The following is an 18123-nucleotide window of genomic DNA, read 5'->3' on the forward strand; positions in this document are numbered from 1 at the left end:
ACGGCTGCGACGGGTACCGGTTCGGTCAGATTTTCTCGTCCAGCGCCATCTGGTTGGCGCTCCGCCTGCCGAGTCTGGCCGCCCGCCGCTGGAGTGCGTAGACGCACAGCCCGACCATGCCGAGGGTGAACCCGGCCATGCAGGTCCACAGCCAGATCAAGGCGTCATTGGCCTGCAGGGACGGAATGAAGAACAACAGCACGATGGTCGCGACGAACCAGATCACTGTTCCCGGCACGGCGATGTGCCAGAGTCCGGTCCGGACGGGCGGAAGGTCGGGTGGGACATAAGCCGCCGATTCGGGGGTCGAACGGGGCGTTTCCACCTGATCAGCGTAGCGGGGGAGCAACGGCCGATCGGGCCCGAGCGACCACGGAACAACTCTGGGCGGCTGTCCGTTAAATCCTGTTCAGTCGTTTAGTGCCGCATGAGATAACCTGTATTCGTGTCCGACGTCGCCCCCCTCGCCAGTGAACTCCGTATCGCTGTGCATCGCCTTACCCGCCGGTTGCGCCAACAGACGCCCACCGATGGACTAACGCTGACCCAGCTCTCCGCACTGACGGTCATCTGGCGCGATGGCCCGCTCACCGCAGGGGATCTGGCGGCCAAGGAAAAGGTGCGGCCGCCCTCGATCACCCGGGTACTGACCGGGCTCGAAGCGCTGAACCTGGTGCAGCGTTTGGAGAATCCGCGCGACGGACGGCAGGTGCTGGTCCAGATCACCCCGTTGGGCGCACACCGGATGGACGAGTACGTACGGGCCCGCGAGCTGTGGCTCGAGCAGCAGCTCGCCGACCTTCCGCAGGAGGACCGGGATCTGCTCGGCAAGGCGACGGTGCTGATCGATCAGCTCGCCGCCTACCAGGAGCCGGCCGAGCACGCAGGCTGACGTCCGACTTCGAGGTGACCGCTGACCGCCGGCTTCACATGTCCATGCCGCCGTTGACACCCCAGACCTGCCCGGTGATGTAGCCGGACGCGTCCGCGGCGAGGAAGTGCACCACCCTGGCGATCTCTTCCGGACGGGCGAACCGCCGCACCGGGATCTGATCGGTGATCCGCTTGATCACCTTCTCCGGGATCGTGTCCACCATGTCCGTCGCGACAAAACCGGGCGTCACCGTGTTCACGGTGATCCCGACCATGTTCTCCTCGAGCTTGCCGGTCTTCTGCAGCATGAACGCGGCCTCCTTCGCGAGGGTCTTGGTCAGCCCGAAGAGCCCCGACTTGGACGCCGCGTAGTTGGCCTGCCCGATGTTGCCGGTCTCGCCGATGATCGAGCTGACGTTGACGATCCGACCGGTCCCGCGCTCCGCCATGTGCCGCAGTGCGGCCTGCGACAGGTAGAAGGCACCCGACAGATTGACGGCGAGGACCTTCTCCCAGTCGGCGTCGTCCATGTTGAGCACCGTCTTGTCGGCGGTGATCCCGGCGTTGTTGATCAGGATGTCCAACCGGCCGTGTTCGGCGATGACCTCGGAGATGACCCTGCGGCAGTCGTCCGCCTTGCCGATGTTGCCCTGATGGATCGAGCCCTTGACCCCCTCGGCCTGGATCTCGGCGAGAAATCGCTCCGCATGCTCCTTGTCACGGCCGTAGCCGGCGGCCACCGTCGCTCCCTGGTTCGCCAGGCTCCGGCTGATCGCGGCGCCGATGCCGCGGCTGCCGCCCGTCACCAGCGCGACGCGCCCGTTGAGCTTGCTGCCGAAACCGGCGGTACCGGCGCGGTCGAGGTCTGCTGTCGTCATGGCGTCCTCCGGGGTGAGTGGTCGTCCGACCGGGGTGATCGCGCGCGCGGACCGCGGCGACGCGTCGCGCCGATTGTGCCCCAACTGTGTCCGGCGGCGTGGCGGGGGTCACATCTGCTGCTCGCCACCGCGGTGTCGGGCAATGTGCGGGGCGCTGCTGCGGCCGGTATCGGAGTGCGGGAGGATGGGTCACTCATCAGGTCATCCGGGGCCCCGGGCGGGCTCCGGCGTGACCGGTCCTGCCGTCCATGACCGACAAAGGAGTCCCTATGCAGCCGTTTGTCCTCAACAGCCACGGCAAGTTGGTCTTTCCGTCGAACTTCACGCCGGACCTCGACTTCTCGGTGATCGAGACAGAGGAGCAGCTGGATCAGGTCGTCCGCCGTGACTTCGAGACGAAGGCCCCGTCGGGGACCGAGATCGGAGTGCGGATCGAGCAGGGGCGCTACGCCGATCGGGTGCACCTGATGCGCGATGTCGCGCTGAACCTCTTCTGGGTCAATCGCTTCGCGATGACCATGTACGACAAGGTGCCGACCAGGTGGCGCGACGTCCCGCGGACCCGCAAGGACCTGTACCTGCCGTTCGTCACGCCCTGGCTGGACAAGGAGACCAAGGTCGGTGCCGTGCAGCGCGCCTACCAGGAGCTGCCTCCGGGCACCGACCCCGAGACCGAGGACCGCATCTGGGCGATGCTGTTCGACGTCTTCGGCAACCGCAAGCACCATGCGAGCGCGCTGGAGGCCATCCGGCCCACGGTTGCGGATGCGCTCGCGGATCCCAGCCAGTTGACCTTCCAGCTGCACACCTACGACCCCGACTACCCGACCTACTCCTTCTCCGACATCGTCGATGTGCAGGAGGATGTCGCGGAGCTGGAAGCGCTGCACCGCTGGGCGATGGTGCTGCACAACCAGTACCCATGGGATCGGGCGGACGTGCAGCTCACGGCCATCAAGGATCTCAAGGACGACGACGTGGTCGTGCTGATGAAGCCGAAGTCGAGCGAGGTCAGCAGGTTCCTGCACAAGGTCACGGAGGGCGCACCGCGACCGTCGACAGGGACCCGGGTCGCCTCCTTCGCGCCGGAGGTCGTCACCAAGCAGCCCATCCGGCCGTACCCGGCGATCGACGTCCGCAAGCAGTTCAAGGTCTTGCCGAAGATCGAGTCGCTGGCCGTCGTGCGCGGCGAGATCCTCTGCTCCAACGACGATCTCATCCGCAACTCGGCCTACTGCTGGTCGCCGATGACGGCCGAGGAGATCAGCCAGAAGACCGGCATCGAGACCCGGATGTACAGCGAACGCGGCCTTGACGAGCTGGCGCTGGACGCCGCCATCGCCGCGCTCGAACGGTCGGGCCGCGAGCCCGAGGAGATCGGTGCTGTCATCTTCTGCTCGTGTACCAACCACCGGTCGATGCCCTCGATGGCGACCTGGCTGTCCGGCCAGCTGGGCATGTTCCAGACGCACATGTCCGCCGACATCGTCGCTGCGTGCGCGGGTCTGCCGTACGGCCTCTCCGAGGCCATCAGATTGCTGCAGGAGGTCGAACGGCCGGTCCTGGTCGTCTGCGGGGAGAAGTTCTCCGACAAGATCGGCACCGTGCGACCCTCACGGATGATCTTCGGGGACGGGGCCGCGGCATTCGTCATCGCACCCGCCGCAGAGGGCGAGGACACCGACATCGACCTGATGAACACCTACGCCAGTGGACCGGTCAGCCAGGTGAACTCGATCATCTGGCCCAACGCGGCGTTCGACAACAACATCACGGTGTTCGGCCCGGAGGTGAAGGCGCTCGCCGGCCGGTACCTCGAGCAGATGATCACCGAGCTCGGTGCGCAGCCCGATCCGCTGGGCCAGAAGGCCAACGCCTGGGACAGTGTCGAACTGGTCGTCCCGCACCAGGCGAACAAGACGATGGTGATCGGGCTGGCCGAAAAGGCTGGCCTGTCCGCCGATCTCATCTACTTCGACATCGAGAAAGCCGGAAACACGTCGTCGGCGAGCATCCCGATCGCGATCGCTGACGCCGTGCAGGACGGCAAGATCGACCGGCCGACCAAGATCTTCGCGCCCGGGTTCGGGGCCGGCTCGGTTGGCGGCTACACGGTCATGACCATCGACCCGGCCGTGGTGGTCAGTGAGAGCAAGCGGCACGAGAAGGTGGCCGACGACGATCACCAGGACAGCCGGGAGACCGGTTCGGAAGGCATCGCCACCGCCTTCAGCTGAGCATTCGACAACACCGTCCATGACAATGCCCGCCCGGTTCTGGTGAACCGGGCGGGCATCGGACTGTGGGGCCGCCCTGGTGGGGCGGTGGTGCACCCGGGGTCAGGCGAAGATCTCGCCGCCATTGACGTCGAGGATGGCGCCGGTGATGAAGGAAGCGTCCTCCGAGCACAGGAACGCGACGGCGCCGGCGATGTCCTCCGGCTGGCCGGCCCGGCCCAGCGGGTTGCGGGTGAGGGCCTTCTTCGCCTCGTCGGTCATCGCGGCGGTCATCGGGGTCTCGATGAAGCCGGGGCGGATGCCGTTGACAGTGGTGCCGAAGCGGGCCAGTTCGGTGGCGCCCGAGCGCACGAGTCCGACGACGGCAGCCTTGGAGGCGATGTAGTTCATCTGGCCGAGGTTGCCCATCTTGGCCACCAGCGAGGAGATCAGGACGATGCGGCCCGGGCCGGGTACCCGCAGGTACGGGGCGGACGCCTTGATGCCCTCGTAGGTGCCGGTCAGGTTGATGGCGATGACCTTGTCCCAGTCGTCGTCGGTCAGCTTGTGGAACATCTTGTCCCGGGTGATGCCGGCGTTGCCGACGTAGGTGTCCAGGCCGCCCATCTTCTCCACGGCCTCGGCCCAGGCGCCGTGCAGGCTCGGCCGGCTGGAGACGTCACAGGCGATGCCGTAGACCGGGTTTCCGGTCTCTGCCTGGATCTTCTCGGCGGTTTCCTTGGCTCCGGCGGCGTTGACGTCGAGGACGCTGACGGTCAGCCCCTCGCTGGACAGCCGTTGGGCGATGGCGGCGCCGATGCCTTGGGCGGCTCCGGTGACGATTGCCTTGCTGACGGTGTACTCCGACACGATGGGACCTCGACTTTTCTGCGGTAGCGGGGTGGGTGGTGCTGGTGGGAGTGCTGCTGTTCACGGTGCTGGTGACGGTGCTGCTGGTACTGCTCGTGGAGCTGGGGGTGGTGCAGGCGCACGGCCCGCCGGCGAACCGGCGGGCCGAGCGGAGTCACTTGCCGAACACGTAGGTTCCGGGCGCCTCGCCCAGGACCGGGTTCGTCTCGCTGCCGACGGGCGGCGGTTCGACGAGCGCTCCTGAACGCGGCTCCATCCAGCGCGCCCAGTCCTCCCACCACGTCTCCGGGTGGGAAGTCGCCGTCTCCAACCACTTGTCCGGGTTCTCCGGCAGGTCGTCAGAGGCGCCGACGAAGTGCTTCGACTTGGGATGCGGCGGATTGACAATTCCGGCAATGTGGCCGGAATTGGACAAAACGAACCGCACCTTGCCCGCGGGCAGTCTGGCACCGATGTACGAACTGCGCCACGGAGCGATGTGGTCCTGCTCGGCGGCCAGGAAGTACAGGTCCTGATCGACCTGGTGCATGTTGAGCTTCTGGCCCGCGATCTCGAGTTCGCCCTTCGCGAGCCTGTTCTCGAGGTAGCAGGTACGCAGGTAGAACGAGTGCATCTCGGCAGGCATCCGGGTGGAGTCGGCGTTCCAGGACAGCAGGTCGAAGGCCGGCGGGTCCTCGCCCTTCATCCAGTTGTTGACGACGTAGTTCCAGATCAGGTCGTTGCCACGCAGGAGGTTGAAGGTCTTCGCCATGTTCTCGGCCGGCAGGAAGCCGGTCTTCTTCATGGAGACCTCCAGCTTCGCCACCGTTCCCTCGTCGGTGAAGACGCCGAGGGCGCCGGGCTCGCTGAAGTCCGTCAGGGTGTTCAGGAACGCCGCCGAATTGATCCGCTCGTCGCCGATGGCGTCGAGGTAGGCGAGCGTGATCATGGTCAGGGTGCCGCCGAGGCAGAGCCCGAGCAGGTTGACCTTCTCCTGGCCGGTGATGTCCCGGATGACGTTCAGCGCCGTGATCGGCCCGGACAGCAGATAGTCGTCCATGTGCACGGAGCGCATGGTCTCGTCGGGGTTGCGGTAGCTGATCAGGAACACCGTGTGGCCGTGGTCGACGGCCCACTGCACGAGGCTCCGGCCCGGCGAGAGATCCATGATGTAGTACTTGTTGATCCACGGCGGGCTGAACAGCAGCGGGATCTCGTGCACCTTCTCCGTGGTGGGCTCGTACTGGATGAGCTCCATCAGGTCGTTGCGGAACACCACCTTGCCCGGCGAGGCGGCCATGTTCTTGCCGACCTCGTACACGCCCTCGGCGAACTGCTGCGGCTGACCGCCGTTCGTGGCCAGGTCGTGCAGCAGGTTCTGAACACCCTTGGCGACGGACTGGCCGCCGGTCTCCACGGCCTTGCGCATGGCGTCCGGGTTGGCCAGGAACGCGTTGGTCGGTGCGAGCGCGTCCACCATCGCCTGGGTGAGGAAGCCGACCTTGAGGCGGGTCTGATCGTCGACCTTCGCCTTCGCCACCAGTTCCTGCAGCGCCTGCTCCCACAGCAGGTACTCCTGGCGGAGCAGCCAGAATCCCGCGTTGTCCGACCACGTCTTGTCGGCGAACCGCTTGTCCTTGCCCTCCTTGACCGGACCGTCCACCTTCGCGCCGGTCGTGCGTGCCCCGGCGGCCAGCATCGCGCGCATCATGCCGGTGGCGTAGTTGGTGCCGATCTGCAGGGCGAGCGTGGGCTCGGAGGCCATCGCAAGAGCGGTCCGGGTGAATGCCGGGATGGCGTCCATCGAGTCGAGCTTGCCCAGCGGCGTCGAGGAGTAATGCTCCTCGGCCTGGCTCAGTACCTCGGCGATCCGACCACGAACGCGGCGGTCGACCTCATCCCAGGCGGATGTGTCAGCCGGCTTCAGCTGCGGCGGCAGCAGATCCTCGGCGGTGTTGCCGGCAGCTGTGCTGTCGGCGGCGCTGCTACCGGCAGCACTCTTCTTCGTGGTCAAGACGATCTCCTCAGTCCTCGTTGGCGGGGGAGACGTCGGCGGGGGCGCCACCATTTCGGCGGCCCTTCACTCGGCGTCGTTCGATGGTGACCTCGCGGAAAGCCAGGTACGACTCCTCGAGGGCCTTGCGTTGTTGTGCTGTCAGGTTCGGGTCGGCCCGGATAGCGGTCTCCACTGCGGAGGGTGCAGCGTCCGGGTCGGGTGCCGGCTGCGCGGGCCGCAGCGATTCCGCCGACAGTTGCAGTGCGTCGGCGATGGCGTTCAGTACTTGATCCGACGGATCCCGCAGACCACGTTCGATCTGCGAGAGGTAGGGGTTGGAGATGCCGGACATTGCGGCCAGTTGACGCATCGGCAGTGCAGCCATCTCCCGCTGCCGACGAATCATCTCCCCGAGCGACAACGATTCAGACCATCCTCTGTTCATGAAAACCAGCCTATGCGTGGCGCTCTCGGAATCCGGCCGGCCGGCCGGGAGGATGCTGCTGCGCGGCCGTGGGGTTCGGAGCTCTCGAACGACGCGGCCGATGATGCGGGTTTCGGTGCGTGGCGGCGGGGTCATGGCCACCGTGATCACCTGCGGACTCAGCGGGGATCGACCGGGCCGTACCGATCGCCCGGGTCGGGCGCGACGGTGCTGGCCGGCGCCTGGCCGGCAGCATCGAGAGCTGCCCCTCGCGGGACGGTGGCGGTGCTCATGCCGGATCCTCTTCTCTGAGGTCGGGAGGCGCTCTGCGGTGAACGCCCGTGATCGAAAGTTAGCAGCACCTCAGCTAACGTGCTAAGTTTGGCTCGATCCTGTGATCAGCGTCACAGTAACGCGGTCGGGCGTTGTATCGGTCTCGGTGCTCGTCGGCCGGCAGCTGCTCAGAGATGTTGCCGCTCAGTAGTTTTCATGTTTGAGATCGGGCGTTCGGGGGACTTTCGGCCCTTTCGATGTCCGCCTCGGCGGTGTCCGATTCGACGCCCAGCCCTCCGTCTCATCCCCTCTGGCCGTTGCCGTGCGGGAACTTCTTTCCCGAACCGGGTTTTCTGCGTGCCGATTGCGACGGCGTGCTGTTCGATCTGTGCATGGATATCGACAGATCCGGCCGGTTGACGGGCGCGCAGTGAGCAGCGGCTGGCTCGACGAGCGCGAGCAGGCGGCGTGGCGCGGATGGCTGGACACCTACCGACTGCTGCTCCCGGCACTTGATCGCCAGTTGCAGAACGACTCCCATGCGTCGCTGACGGACTTCGAGGTCTTGGTGCACCTGTCGGAGGCGCCCGAGCGGCGGCTGCGGATGAGTGAGCTGGCCGATCATGCTCTGGCGACCCGCAGTGCGATCACCAGAACCGTCGATCGGTTGGTGGCCAGGGGCTGGGTCCGGCGGATCAGGGTTGACGAGGATCAGCGCGGCTATTTCGCCGACCTGACCGAGCTCGGTGTGACCCAGCTGCGCGAGATGGCGCCCGGCCATGTCGCCACGGTCCGTTCATGCCTCATCGATCTGCTCGATGACGACGAACTGGCCGCGCTGCAATCCATCGGGGCGAAGGTCCGACGGCAGATGGGCGGATCGCGGGAGGCGTCGTGACGCCGCAGCGGGGGGCGCCGATGCCCTCTGCCGACCGGACGGCGTGGTGAGCGCCGTTGTCGAGATCTCCGATCCGGCCGACCCGCGACTGGACGATTTCCGGGACCTGACCCACGCAGACCGCCGGCCGGACAGACCGGGCGGTCGTGGCCTGGTCATCGCCGAGGGTGTGGTCGTCGTCCGCAGGCTGCTCGCGTCCCGCTATCCCGTGCGGGCGCTGCTCGGTGTTGCCCGTCGGTCTGCGGAACTGGCCGCCGACCTGGCCGGCGCTACCGCTCCGTTCTATGTGGCGTCACCCGAGTTGATGGCCGACGTTGTCGGGTTCCACTTGAATCGGGGAGTCCTGGCGACCGCCGACCGGGTGCCGTTCCCGCCCGCGGCCGAGCTGATCGCCGGAGCCCGGTCGTTGGCGGTCCTGGAAGGTGTGGGCGATCACGAGAATCTCGGAGCGCTCTTCCGGAACGCTGCCGCGCTCGGGGTCGGCGCCGTCCTGCTGGCCGACGGGTGTTCCGATCCCCTGTACCGGCGCAGTGTCCGGGTCTCGATGGGCACGGTGCTGGGCGTTCCGTTCGCGCAGCTGCCCTGGCCGGTCGAAGGAGTGAACATCCTGCGGGACAATGGTTTTCAGGTGGTGGCTCTGACACCCTCCGGCGAGGTGGCGATCGGGGCGATGACATGGCACGAGCGCGTCGCGGTGCTGGTCGGTGCAGAGGGCCCAGGTCTGACGGAGGCCGCGATGCGAGCGGCCGACGTCCGGGTGCGCATTCCGATGGCGAACGGCGTCGACTCGTTGAACGTCGCCACCGCCGCCGCGATCGCCTTTGCCGCGCTGCCCGACGGGGGAGGTCGCGTCGGTTAGGGGCGGTGCCCCGCGAGGACCGCCTCGGCTGCTCCGCGCAGCGAATCCTGGCACCCGTAATCCACCCAGGTCGCGCCTTGCATCAGGGCCATGCAGTCGGCCGTGCTCTCGTTGGCAGCGGTGGCGGACATCCCGGAGATCGCGCCCATCGCCGCGGCGGACGCGTCGATGCTCCCGTAGACCTGCACCTGCAGCACATGGCTGTACTCGTGGATCATCACCGAGAACCGCTTGTCCGCAGGAACATCCGGGTCGATGTAAACCGTGTGCCCGTCCGTGGCGCCCCAGCCACCGTTCCTCCAGAACTCCCACTGCGCCGCGCCGCCCGGGTCGACCTCTGGTAGGAGGTCGGTCATCCAGTTTCCCGAGGACGCCTGCGGCGGTGCCGGAGCATTCTCTTGCGAGGCGGCCGCCTCGGGCGCGGGGGGTTCGTCGGCCGCGGCGGGTGCGTCGCCGTCGGCGAGGAAGTCGGCCGAGACCCAGCCGAGCGTCTCGCCGGTCTTCACCGGCACCCATCCGTCGACTGTCTCGCCGGCGGTCACGGCCGCGCCGCTGTCGAGCGTGCTGATCACCGTGGTTCCGTCGGTGCCGGGAGCGTCGCGGACGTTGACGTCGGCGACCGCATGCATCACCCGCCCGGTGAGCAGACTGTCGACTGGGGCCGGTGCCGGTTGTGCCGCAACGGGTGTGGTTGTTGACGTGGTCGGGGCGGCGGCCTGCGGTGTGCGGGATTTCGGGGCGCGGGTTCTCGGTGCAGGTGTCGTTGCGGCCGAGTCCGCCGTCGCCCTGGTTGTCGGGGACGTCATCTTCGGGGACGTGGTTTTCGGGGAGGTGGTTTTCGGGGACGTGGGTTTCGGAGAGGTGGTCCCCGGTGTGGCGGGTCTCGACGTAGTGCTCGACTGGGCGGTCATCGGGGACATGGACTCGCCGGCGGCCGCGGTCGTCGAGATGTCCGTCGCGGCGGGACCCGCTGTGGCCCCGGAGGCGCCGACGGGGGAGCGGGTGGCCCCGGCGAGGAAGAACAGCCCGGTGGCGATCAGCACGACCGCGGCCGCGATCGGCAGCCACCGGGAGGCCGGCCGGGAGGTCGCTGACGCGGGGTGCTGTCTCATTCTCCGGTCCTCTGTCTCTGGGGCCGGCGGTCCCCCGGGCACGCCCAGGGCGCGCGAGTACCCGACCGCTCGTGCGGGTTGGTGAATCAGGTGCGGAGCAGGTCCGCGCACCATCGGCTGACCGCGGTCGGCCCTCCGGCCCGTGGTGGCGTGCCCACGTCAGGTGCCGGTGCGTATGTCCGAACTATGTCACGCTGAGTGCTATCGGACTATGCCGTTCGTGGGAAGCGCCGCTCACGAGCGACAAGAATCCCGCTGGAGGGAAACTGTGTGTAGTCAGCGCGCTCGCTCCGACACGCTGTCTTCACTCGATCGAAGGTCGACCGCGGGGCCGACATCAACGGATCGGTGGGTTCAGGTGCTACTGGCACGTGACGCAAGAGGTGCTGCACACTGATGCCGTGAAAGATGTGTCGCGGTTCCCGATTCCGGTCGACCGGGTGGCCGCACCGGGCGGCGTCGCTGTGGGAGTCGCGCTGTCCGAACGCTGCAGCGACATCGCCGGATGACGCACGACAAGCAGGACCCGGATACGGACGCACCTGCCGGGTCGCCCGATACCGAGCGGCCCCCTGCAGGGCTGGTGTACCTCGTCCGGGACCGGCCGCGGGCCGAGGGCGGCGAGTCAGATGGCGACCACCTCGACGAGGACTTCACGGATCATCCCACCGCCGGCTACGACAACGATGTCGCTTCCGAAGGGGACGACGGTGCGGGCGGCGAGGATGCGCCGGATCGACATTCCGATCGACAGGGTGGCCGGACGGCCGCCGGCGAGGACTGGCCGTGGGTGGTGGAGTGGCGAGCCGGCCGCGAACCGACCCCGTGGGCAACAGGGCTCGCGCTCACCGTGTTCTCCGCACTCGTCGTCGGCGTTGCGGTGTGGGTACTGTCCGCCGGGCTCGTCGACCGGCCGATCGTCGCCGTGCTGGTGAATGTGCTGGTGGCCGGAGGGCTGGCGCCGGCGATGTGGCTCTCCAAGGATCTGCCGGTGCTCCGCTGGATAGCGGCGGGGACTTTGGTGGGCATCGTCGGTGGGTGGGTCGCCGCGCTGATGATGCTGCCGATGCCGACGGTGTAGTTGCGAACGGTGCAGTTGCGAACGGTTCAGTTGCGAACGGTTCAGTTGCGAACGGTTCAGTTGCGAACGGTGTGATGGTGAGCGGCCCGTGAGCGGCCGGTCGATGTGGTGCGGTGGGCTCTACGGCTTGCGCGCGAGCACGAACGACTGGGCGTGCCTCTCGATATCCTCGGGTCCGCGGGTGAGTCGGGTGTGGACGACGCCGCCGGCCGCTTCGATGGCCTCGGCGATGTCGTCAGCCGTGTAGAGGTACGCCGTCAGATCGACGTCATGACCGTAAGCGTGCGCGATCTGCCTGGCGCCCTGACCGCTCTGTTGCGCGAGCAGCAACCAGCCGCCGGGCTCGAGGACGCGGATGAACTCGCCCATCACTCCGGGCAGGTGCATCGGCGAGGTGTGGATCACCGAATACCAGGCGAGTACCCCGGCGAGTGAATCGTTCGGGACGTCGAGCGCATCGATGCTGCCGACCGAGAACTGAAGATCCGGATGTCGTTGCCGGGCGACGCGGATCATCCCCGGCGCGAGATCGATGCCGACCGCATCGACGCCGAGGTCGCCCAGGTACCTGGTCATGCGCCCCGGGCCGCATCCCGCGTCGAGAACGCGGCCGCGCGCGGCGGTCCGCCGGGCAAAGTCGTCGAGGACCGCGAGGTCGAGCGGCGCCTCGAATCGGGAAACCTGGACGACTTCGGCGTAGTTCTCTGCCACCGTGTCGTACACGGTGCGGGTTCGGGCCCATGGGTCGGTCACGGAGGCACGGTAGACCGCACCACTGACACAGTTTCGACGCTCGAGAGAAGTGAGTGCAAAGGTGACGGAGCTGGGTGAACGCCTCGACGAGTTCTCACAGGCGCCGGTCGCTGCTGCCCTGTTCGTTCTCGCTGCTCGGAACGGGCTCCGTCCAGACGATCTGGCCGACCCGCAGACTGTCGCCGTGTTGGCAAGTCAGGCCATCTGTCAGCTGAATCCCTGGTGCGGCAACGGTGAGCCGGCGGCAGCGCGCCGGGAGGCCGTTGAGGCGGTGCGATCTCAACAACGGCTGATTGCCGACGTATTGGCCGACGAGCGCAACGCGTGGTGGGCCGCACCGCTGCACCGGGACGGTCAGTTGTTGCTCACGGATCGCAAGGACGCGGGGGTGGATCCGATGCGGATTCGCGCGCCTTTCGGTGCTGTGAGCAACTGGGAGACCTACGCCCAGAAGCCCGGCAGTGCCGTGATCACCTCCACCGAGCTGCCGGTCGCCGACGACCCACCCATCCGCTCCGGCGCGCACGCGGAGTTGTGTTGCGGTTGTGGCGATTGGGTTGTCGACTACCCCGTCGAACAGCGTCGCCTGCACGCTGCGGCCGATGCGCGTGTGTACGAGGTGCATTCGGCCGCCGACTGGCACGCCTTGGTCGCACGGTACGGCGACTCTGCGACCCATGGTGGGTCCGACGACAGCCTGTTCGAGTCCGCCGAACTCGTCAACGGTCTGGCACCGACGTGGAGTGCGGTCGCAGCCGACCAGGACGGGGTCCACCTGAGCTTCGCCGGCCTGCTCACCGCCTTGTACGTGCCCTTCAGCTCGGCCGGCATCGGCACCACCACGTTGTGGGCGTGGAGTTGGGAATGCACTTTCTGGGTGCACTCCGTATTCACCGGCTCGGACCTGCTACCGGCGCTGGCGGCGGCTCCTGAATGTGCCTTCGACTTCCGCTGACGTCCCCGTTTCGCCGTCGGAGAGTCCACGGAGCTCAGCGTTTCAGACGGCGCTGGCGCTGCGCCTCAGACCAGCGAATCCCGCCACGCATGATGCAGCGATGCATACGCCCCTGACCCGGCGATGAGGTCGGCGGGGCTGCCGTCCTCCACCACCGAACCGTGCTCCATCACCAGCACGCGGTCGGCGATCGCCACCGTGGACAGCCGGTGCGCGATGATCACTGCGGTGCGACCGTGCAGCACGCTGCGCAGCGCCTGTTGCACGGCACGCTCGGCGGGGATGTCGAGCGACGCGGTGGCCTCGTCGAGGATCAGCACTGCAGGGTCGGCGAGGAAGGCTCTGGCGAAACCGACGAGCTGACGCTGCCCCGCGGACAGCCGGCCGCCGCGTTTGCGCACGTCGGTGTCGAAGCCCTCGGGCAGCATTCTGATGAAGGTGCCCGCACCGATCGCGTCGGCCGCAGCCTCGATCTCTTCCCTGGTCGACGTCGGCCGCCCGAGTGCGATGTTGTCGGCCACGGTGCCGGAGAACAGGAACGATTCCTGGGTCACCATCACGACTCCACGCCGGAGATCGGCCGTGGCGATGGTGGAGACGTCGATGCCGTCGAGCAGCACCCCGCCGCCGGTCGGGTCGTAGAACCTGGCCAGCAGCTTCGCCATCGTCGACTTGCCGGCCCCGGTCGCGCCCACCACCGCCACTGTCTGTCCGGCCGGGATCGTCAGGTCCAGGCGCGGCAGAACCGGCACGGACGGCGTGTAGGCGAACGACACCGCCTCGAATCGCACCTCGCCGGCGATGTCCCGGTCCGCGGGAAGGGCAACGGGATCACGGGGTTCCGGTACGGCCGGGACCTCTTCGAGCAGCCCGGAGATCTTCTCCAGTGCGGCCGCTGCCGACTGATAGGTGTTGTAGAACATCGCCAGCTCGTCGAGCGGGTCGTACATCCTCCGCACGTACAGCAGGAACGCGGCGAGCACGCCGACCTCGAGCGTCCCGTCGATCACCTGGATCGCGCCGACCACCATCGTGGCGACCAGACTCAGGTTCCCGAACAGCCGGACCGCCGGCGTGTACTGGGCGAGTGCGATCAGACCGTCCCCGTTCGCCCTGGCGTTCTCCTCGTTGAAGCCGGCGAAGATCACCCTGTTCCGGTCCTCCCGGCGGAACGAGAGGACGGCACGCAATCCGTTCATGGTCTCGGTGAACTGCACGATCACCGATGCGATGGCGGACCTGGTGCGCCGGTAGATCCGCCTCGACCGGTTCTGGAACCATCTGGTGGCCAACAGGATCGGGATGAACGCGGCCAGCGCGATCAGTCCCAGATCCACATCGAGCACCAGCAGCGTGACGCTGATCGCGACCACCGACAGCAGCCCGGACACCAGGCCCTCGAGTCCTTCTGCGGCGAGATCCCCCAGCGCGTCGAGGTCGCTGGTCATCCGCGAGATCACCTTGCCCGACGTGTACTTCTCGTGGAACGAGATGCTCAACGCCTGCGAGTGGTCGAAGACCCGGCCGCGGAGGTCGAGCAGCACCGCCTGCGCGACCTTGGCCGACAACCGCACGAACAGCGCCTTCCCGCCGGCATTGAGGATGCCGGCCCCCAGGTAGGCGAGGGTGGCGAAGACCAGCGGGCCGGAGTCGCCGGCCACCAGGGCGGGGACCGCCGTGTCGATGCCGTACGCCACCAGCAGCGGTCCGACGAGGTAGGCGATCTCGCTGATCACCACGACCGTCGCGGCCAGCAGAGCCCACCAGCGGTGCGGCCGGACCAGTGATCCAAGGAGCCGGCGCGAGCGCGCCTGGAGCTTCAGGCCCACTGCCGCCGACGTCTCCGAGGTGTCCTCGGCGGCGACACCGCGCCAGGCGTCGTCCGCCTCGGGATCGAGTATCACCGGGTTCGTGCTGCCGGTCGTCGTCATGACGCCCCCTTCCGGGTTCCGGCTGCGGCGTAAGCGGTTCCGGGCATGGCGTTCGACGCCGAGAACGCGTCCTCCCGGCTCGCGAGCAGGTCCTGATAGGCCTGGACGGTTGCCATCAGCTCGGAGTGGGTCCCGACAGCGGTGATCCGGCCAGCCTCGAGCAACGCAACGCGGTCCGCCAACTGCACCGTCGACGCCCGGTGCGCGACGACAAGTGCCGTCGTCCCGGTCAGCACGGACCGCAGGGCCTTCTCCACCTGCGCCTCGGTATGGATGTCGAGCGCGGAGAGCGGGTCGTCGAGCACCAGGACGGCGGGCCGCCCGACCACGGCGCGGGCCAACGCGAGCCGCTGCCGCTGTCCGCCGGACAGGGACAGGCCCTGCTCACCGATCCGGGTCTCCAGTCCCCACGGCAACTGGTTGACGAACTCCGCCTGAGCCACCCGCAGTGCCTGCTGCACGTCCTCGTCAGTGCCGTCGGGGCGGCCCAACAACACGTTCTCCCGGACCGAGGCGGAGAACAGCGTCGGCTCCTCGAACGCGACCGCTACCTGGCTGCGCAACGATCCGAGATCGAGCTCGCGGATGTCGATGCCGTCCAGCGTGATGGAGCCGCCGGTCACGTCGTACAGCCTGTTGATCAACGAGGTCAGGACGGTCTTCCCGGAGCCGGTCGCACCCACCAGGGCGAGCGTCTCGCCCGGCCTGATGTCCAGGTTGACGCCGCGCAGCAGGTCCGGGGACCCGGGTGCGGCGTCGGGGAACCGGAAGCTGACATCGGTGAACGTCAGCCGACCGTCGATCCGGGACCCGATCTGCCGCGGATGCTCCGGGGAGGACACCGTGATCGGCGCGTCGAGCACTTCGAAATAGCGCTGTGAAGCGCTGGCGGCGTCGTTCGACATCGCCAGCAGCCAGCCGATCGAATCGATCGGCCACCGCAGGCCCAGTGCCACCCCGAAGAACGCGACCAGCGTCCCGGCCGACAGTGTCCCGTCGGCCACCTGCCTGACCCCCAGGAACAGGGTGAGGCCGAACGCGATCTCCGGTACGACGACGATGACCGCCCAGAGTTTGGAGATCACCTTGGCCTTGCCGATCTCGGTGCCGCGCAGTTGCCGCGCAGCCCGGAGGAACCTGTCGCTCTGGTATCCGCTGCGACCGAACGACTTCACGATCCTGATACCCAGCACCGACTCCTCGACCAGGGTGGCGAGATCGCCGACCTGATCCTGCGACCGGCGGGCGAGCACCTGGTAGCGGGACTCGTAGAAGAAGCACAGCGCGACCAGCGGGACCGCCAGCGCCGCGATGATCAGCCCGAGCTGCCAGGACAGGGTCAGCAGGATCACCACACCCACAACGAAGGTCGTGAGGTTCACGATGAGGAAGACCAGTCCGAACGCGATGAACCGGCGGATGGTGGAGAGATCCGACACTGCCCTGGACATCAGCTGTCCGGCCGGCCAGTGGTCGTGGAACGACACCGGAAGCCGTTGTAGGTGGTCGTAGATCGCCACACGCATCGTCGCCTCGACCCGCATCGTCGGCCGGGCGGAGAGCATCCGCCGCACCCAGAACAGGCCGGCTTCGAAGATGCCCAGCGCCAGCAGCGCGCCGGCCAGCGGCCAGAGTCCGGCGAGGTCGCCGTCGGCGATCGGCCCGTCGATGATCCGCTGGATCACCAGCGGGAACAGCAGCCCGCAGAGCATCGCGATCATCGCGCAGACCGTGCTGCCGGCCAACGCCGGTAACGCGGGGCGGGCGAACGGGAGCAGCCGTCGCAGCGATCCGGTCGCGGAGACGCGCGCGGACGCGCCCGGCGTCCGATCCGGGATCGGCACGTCGGTTCGGGGTGACTGGTCGTCGAGACCCGCCTGCTCGGCGGTGGAACTGATCGTCATGGCGTGGCCAGGCTACGTCCGGGGACCGACAGTCTCGACCGGGTTTACCGGCCGGGCATGGTTGACCGCCCGGATGTCCGAATACCGGATCCGTCGTCGATCTGCACCGAGAACCGTCACGGCGCTTAGGATTTTCCCGTGCTGAACCCGGGAATGGCGGTCGAGATCGCCCGGCGGTTCGACCTCGGTGCGGGCGCCGAGTTGTCAGCGGGCCCGGTGGCCAGGGGGAAGGAGGGGCTGGTCTGGCGGCTCGACACCGTGCGCGACCGGTGGGCCGTGAAGGAACCCGTGCGACGGGTTCCTGACGAGCAGGTCGCCGCTGCCGCACTGTTCCAGGAGACGGTCGGCAAGGCCGGAGTGCCCGTGCCGCAGGTGGTCCGGTCGGTGGACGGGACGGTGTTCGCCGCGGTGGGCGGCACCAGGGTGCGGGTGTACGGGTGGGTCGATCTGCTGGCGCCGGACATCGCGGCAGACCCGGTCGCGGTCGGCGAACTCATCGCCGGGATCCACCGGGTCCGGATGTCGATCGGTGAGGAGTTCGTCCCCTGGTACGGCGAAGCGGTCGGTGCGCAGCGGTGGGACGCGCTCGTGGCGGACCTCCGACGGGCGACGGCACCATTCGCGGATTCCCTCGCCCAGATGCGGGACGAGCTCGTCGCGCTCGAGGAATGGATCGAACCGCCCGAGAACCTGCAGACCTGCCACCGCGACCTGTGGGCGGACAACCTTGTCGCGACCCCGTCCGGTGGCTTGTGCGTCATCGACTGGGACAACAGCGGCCTCGCCGATCCGACTCAGGAACTCTGCTGCGTCCTGTTCGAGTTCGCCGCGGGCAGTCCCGATCGAGCACGGCGGTTGTACGACGCCTACCGGAGTGCCGGCGGTCCGGCGAGAGTCGACCGGCCTGGCAACTTCTCGATGCTGATCGCGGAACTGGGCCACATCTGCGAGATGGCCTGCCGCGACTGGCTGCAGCCGAACCCGAGGTCGCCCGAACGCGCCGACAGTGCCGCCTCGTTCGCAGAATTCGTCGACCGACCGCACCACCGCCACGTGTTGCTGGAGATCCTCGACGCGATCACCTGAGGCCGCGGCCAGGCCCAGTTTCGACCCGGCGGCAC

Annotated in this window: 18 protein-coding genes; 9 read left to right on the forward strand and 9 right to left on the reverse strand. The window is 67.8% G+C overall.

All coding sequences use genetic code 11. The features are described from left to right. Nucleotides 1–25 precede the first annotated feature (25 nt). Nucleotides 26–325, reverse strand: a complete 300-nt coding sequence (locus tag ACVBEQ_RS10815) for a DUF2530 domain-containing protein (protein ID WP_447153133.1) — start codon at nucleotides 323–325, stop codon at nucleotides 26–28. A 120-nt stretch (nucleotides 326–445) separates the two neighbouring features. Here ACVBEQ_RS10815 and ACVBEQ_RS10820 point away from each other — a divergent pair, with 120 nt between their 5' ends. Further along, entirely contained in the window at nucleotides 446–892 is a 447-nt protein-coding gene (locus ACVBEQ_RS10820; RefSeq protein WP_447153134.1) for a MarR family winged helix-turn-helix transcriptional regulator, read from the forward strand. A gap of 34 nt (nucleotides 893–926) precedes the next feature. Here the strand turns inward: ACVBEQ_RS10820 and ACVBEQ_RS10825 are convergent, their stop codons facing one another. Beyond that, nucleotides 927–1751, reverse strand: a complete 825-nt coding sequence (locus ACVBEQ_RS10825) for a beta-ketoacyl-ACP reductase (protein ID WP_447153135.1) — start codon at nucleotides 1749–1751, stop codon at nucleotides 927–929. Nucleotides 1752–2020: 269 nt separating this feature from the next. Between ACVBEQ_RS10825 and ACVBEQ_RS10830 the strand changes: the two genes are divergently transcribed. After that, nucleotides 2021–3988, forward strand: a complete 1968-nt coding sequence (locus ACVBEQ_RS10830; protein WP_447153136.1) for a 3-oxoacyl-[acyl-carrier-protein] synthase III C-terminal domain-containing protein — start codon at nucleotides 2021–2023, stop codon at nucleotides 3986–3988. 102 nt (nucleotides 3989–4090) lie between these two features. On the opposite strand, the gene fabG is transcribed toward ACVBEQ_RS10830, so the two are convergent. Then, nucleotides 4091–4837, reverse strand: a complete 747-nt coding sequence (gene fabG, locus ACVBEQ_RS10835; RefSeq protein WP_447153137.1) for a 3-oxoacyl-ACP reductase FabG — start codon at nucleotides 4835–4837, stop codon at nucleotides 4091–4093. A 44-nt stretch (nucleotides 4838–4881) separates the two neighbouring features. Here fabG and ACVBEQ_RS10840 point away from each other — a divergent pair, with 44 nt between their 5' ends. Next, on the forward strand, nucleotides 4882–5010 hold the full coding sequence (locus tag ACVBEQ_RS10840) for a hypothetical protein (protein ID WP_447153138.1): 129 nt from the start codon (nucleotides 4882–4884) through the stop codon (nucleotides 5008–5010). Here the strand turns inward: ACVBEQ_RS10840 and ACVBEQ_RS10845 are convergent. Beyond that, nucleotides 4992–6830 (reverse strand): PHA/PHB synthase family protein, encoded by a 1839-nt coding sequence (locus tag ACVBEQ_RS10845; RefSeq protein WP_447153139.1) that lies wholly within the window; start codon nucleotides 6828–6830, stop codon nucleotides 4992–4994. The genes ACVBEQ_RS10840 and ACVBEQ_RS10845 overlap by 19 nt on opposite strands. 10 nt (nucleotides 6831–6840) lie before the next feature. Further along, nucleotides 6841–7257, reverse strand: coding sequence for a helix-turn-helix domain-containing protein (locus ACVBEQ_RS10850; RefSeq protein ID WP_447153140.1), 417 nt, complete (start codon nucleotides 7255–7257; stop codon nucleotides 6841–6843). Nucleotides 7258–7939: 682 nt separating this feature from the next. On the opposite strand from ACVBEQ_RS10850, the gene ACVBEQ_RS10855 reads away from it, so the two are divergent. Continuing rightward, a complete protein-coding gene (locus tag ACVBEQ_RS10855; RefSeq protein WP_447153141.1) occupies nucleotides 7940–8407 on the forward strand; it encodes a MarR family winged helix-turn-helix transcriptional regulator in 468 nt (155 codons plus the stop codon). Nucleotides 8408–8453: 46 nt separating this feature from the next. After that, the gene (locus ACVBEQ_RS10860; RefSeq protein ID WP_447153142.1) at nucleotides 8454–9266 is read left to right on the forward strand and encodes a TrmH family RNA methyltransferase; all 813 of its coding nucleotides are present in this window, start codon (nucleotides 8454–8456) and stop codon (nucleotides 9264–9266) included. Here the strand turns inward: ACVBEQ_RS10860 and ACVBEQ_RS10865 are convergent. Next, nucleotides 9263–9895: an SH3 domain-containing protein gene (locus ACVBEQ_RS10865; RefSeq protein ID WP_447153264.1), complete on the reverse strand. Its 633-nt coding sequence runs from the start codon at nucleotides 9893–9895 to the stop codon at nucleotides 9263–9265. The two genes, ACVBEQ_RS10860 and ACVBEQ_RS10865, sit on opposite strands and share 4 nt — an antisense overlap. 10 nt (nucleotides 9896–9905) lie before the next feature. Between ACVBEQ_RS10865 and ACVBEQ_RS10870 the strand changes: the two genes are divergently transcribed. Together ACVBEQ_RS10870 and ACVBEQ_RS10875 are read left to right on the forward strand one after the other, a co-directional pair. Continuing rightward, a complete protein-coding gene (locus tag ACVBEQ_RS10870) occupies nucleotides 9906–10463 on the forward strand; it encodes a hypothetical protein (protein WP_447153143.1) in 558 nt (185 codons plus the stop codon). A gap of 420 nt (nucleotides 10464–10883) precedes the next feature. After that, a complete protein-coding gene (locus ACVBEQ_RS10875) occupies nucleotides 10884–11459 on the forward strand; it encodes a DUF2537 domain-containing protein (protein ID WP_447153144.1) in 576 nt (191 codons plus the stop codon). A 120-nt stretch (nucleotides 11460–11579) separates the two neighbouring features. On the opposite strand, the gene ACVBEQ_RS10880 is transcribed toward ACVBEQ_RS10875, so the two are convergent. Beyond that, complete coding sequence (locus ACVBEQ_RS10880) at nucleotides 11580–12212, reverse strand: class I SAM-dependent DNA methyltransferase (RefSeq protein ID WP_447153145.1); 633 nt, start codon at nucleotides 12210–12212, stop codon at nucleotides 11580–11582. A 61-nt stretch (nucleotides 12213–12273) separates the two neighbouring features. Between ACVBEQ_RS10880 and ACVBEQ_RS10885 the strand changes: the two genes are divergently transcribed. Next, a complete protein-coding gene (locus ACVBEQ_RS10885) occupies nucleotides 12274–13167 on the forward strand; it encodes a hypothetical protein (RefSeq protein ID WP_447153146.1) in 894 nt (297 codons plus the stop codon). A 65-nt stretch (nucleotides 13168–13232) separates the two neighbouring features. On the opposite strand, the gene ACVBEQ_RS10890 is transcribed toward ACVBEQ_RS10885, so the two are convergent. Next, nucleotides 13233–15098, reverse strand: coding sequence for an ABC transporter ATP-binding protein (locus ACVBEQ_RS10890; RefSeq protein WP_447153147.1), 1866 nt, complete (start codon nucleotides 15096–15098; stop codon nucleotides 13233–13235). Then, nucleotides 15095–17002, reverse strand: coding sequence for an ABC transporter ATP-binding protein (locus ACVBEQ_RS10895; protein WP_447153148.1), 1908 nt, complete (start codon nucleotides 17000–17002; stop codon nucleotides 15095–15097). Before ACVBEQ_RS10895 ends, ACVBEQ_RS10890 begins: the two co-directional genes overlap by 4 nt. Before the next feature lie 138 nt (nucleotides 17003–17140). On the opposite strand from ACVBEQ_RS10895, the gene ACVBEQ_RS10900 reads away from it, so the two are divergent. After that, a complete protein-coding gene (locus ACVBEQ_RS10900; protein ID WP_447153149.1) occupies nucleotides 17141–18088 on the forward strand; it encodes a phosphotransferase enzyme family protein in 948 nt (315 codons plus the stop codon). Nucleotides 18089–18123: the final 35 nt, after the last annotated feature.

The sequence above is a fragment of the Nakamurella sp. GG22 genome (assembly GCF_052976845.2).

Coding starts and splice junctions, on each gene's coding strand:
- ACVBEQ_RS10825 (WP_447153135.1), bottom strand. CDS start 1,751: ATGACGACAGCAGACCTCGACCGCGCCGGTACCGCCGGTTTCGGCAGC.
- ACVBEQ_RS10890 (WP_447153147.1), bottom strand. CDS start 15,098: ATGACGACGACCGGCAGCACGAACCCGGTGATACTCGATCCCGAGGCG.
- ACVBEQ_RS10865 (WP_447153264.1), bottom strand. CDS start 9,895: ATGCATGCGGTCGCCGACGTCAACGTCCGCGACGCTCCCGGCACCGAC.
- ACVBEQ_RS10850 (WP_447153140.1), bottom strand. CDS start 7,257: ATGAACAGAGGATGGTCTGAATCGTTGTCGCTCGGGGAGATGATTCGT.
- ACVBEQ_RS10895 (WP_447153148.1), bottom strand. CDS start 17,002: ATGACGATCAGTTCCACCGCCGAGCAGGCGGGTCTCGACGACCAGTCA.
- ACVBEQ_RS10830 (WP_447153136.1), top strand. CDS start 2,021: ATGCAGCCGTTTGTCCTCAACAGCCACGGCAAGTTGGTCTTTCCGTCG.
- ACVBEQ_RS10875 (WP_447153144.1), top strand. CDS start 10,884: ATGACGCACGACAAGCAGGACCCGGATACGGACGCACCTGCCGGGTCG.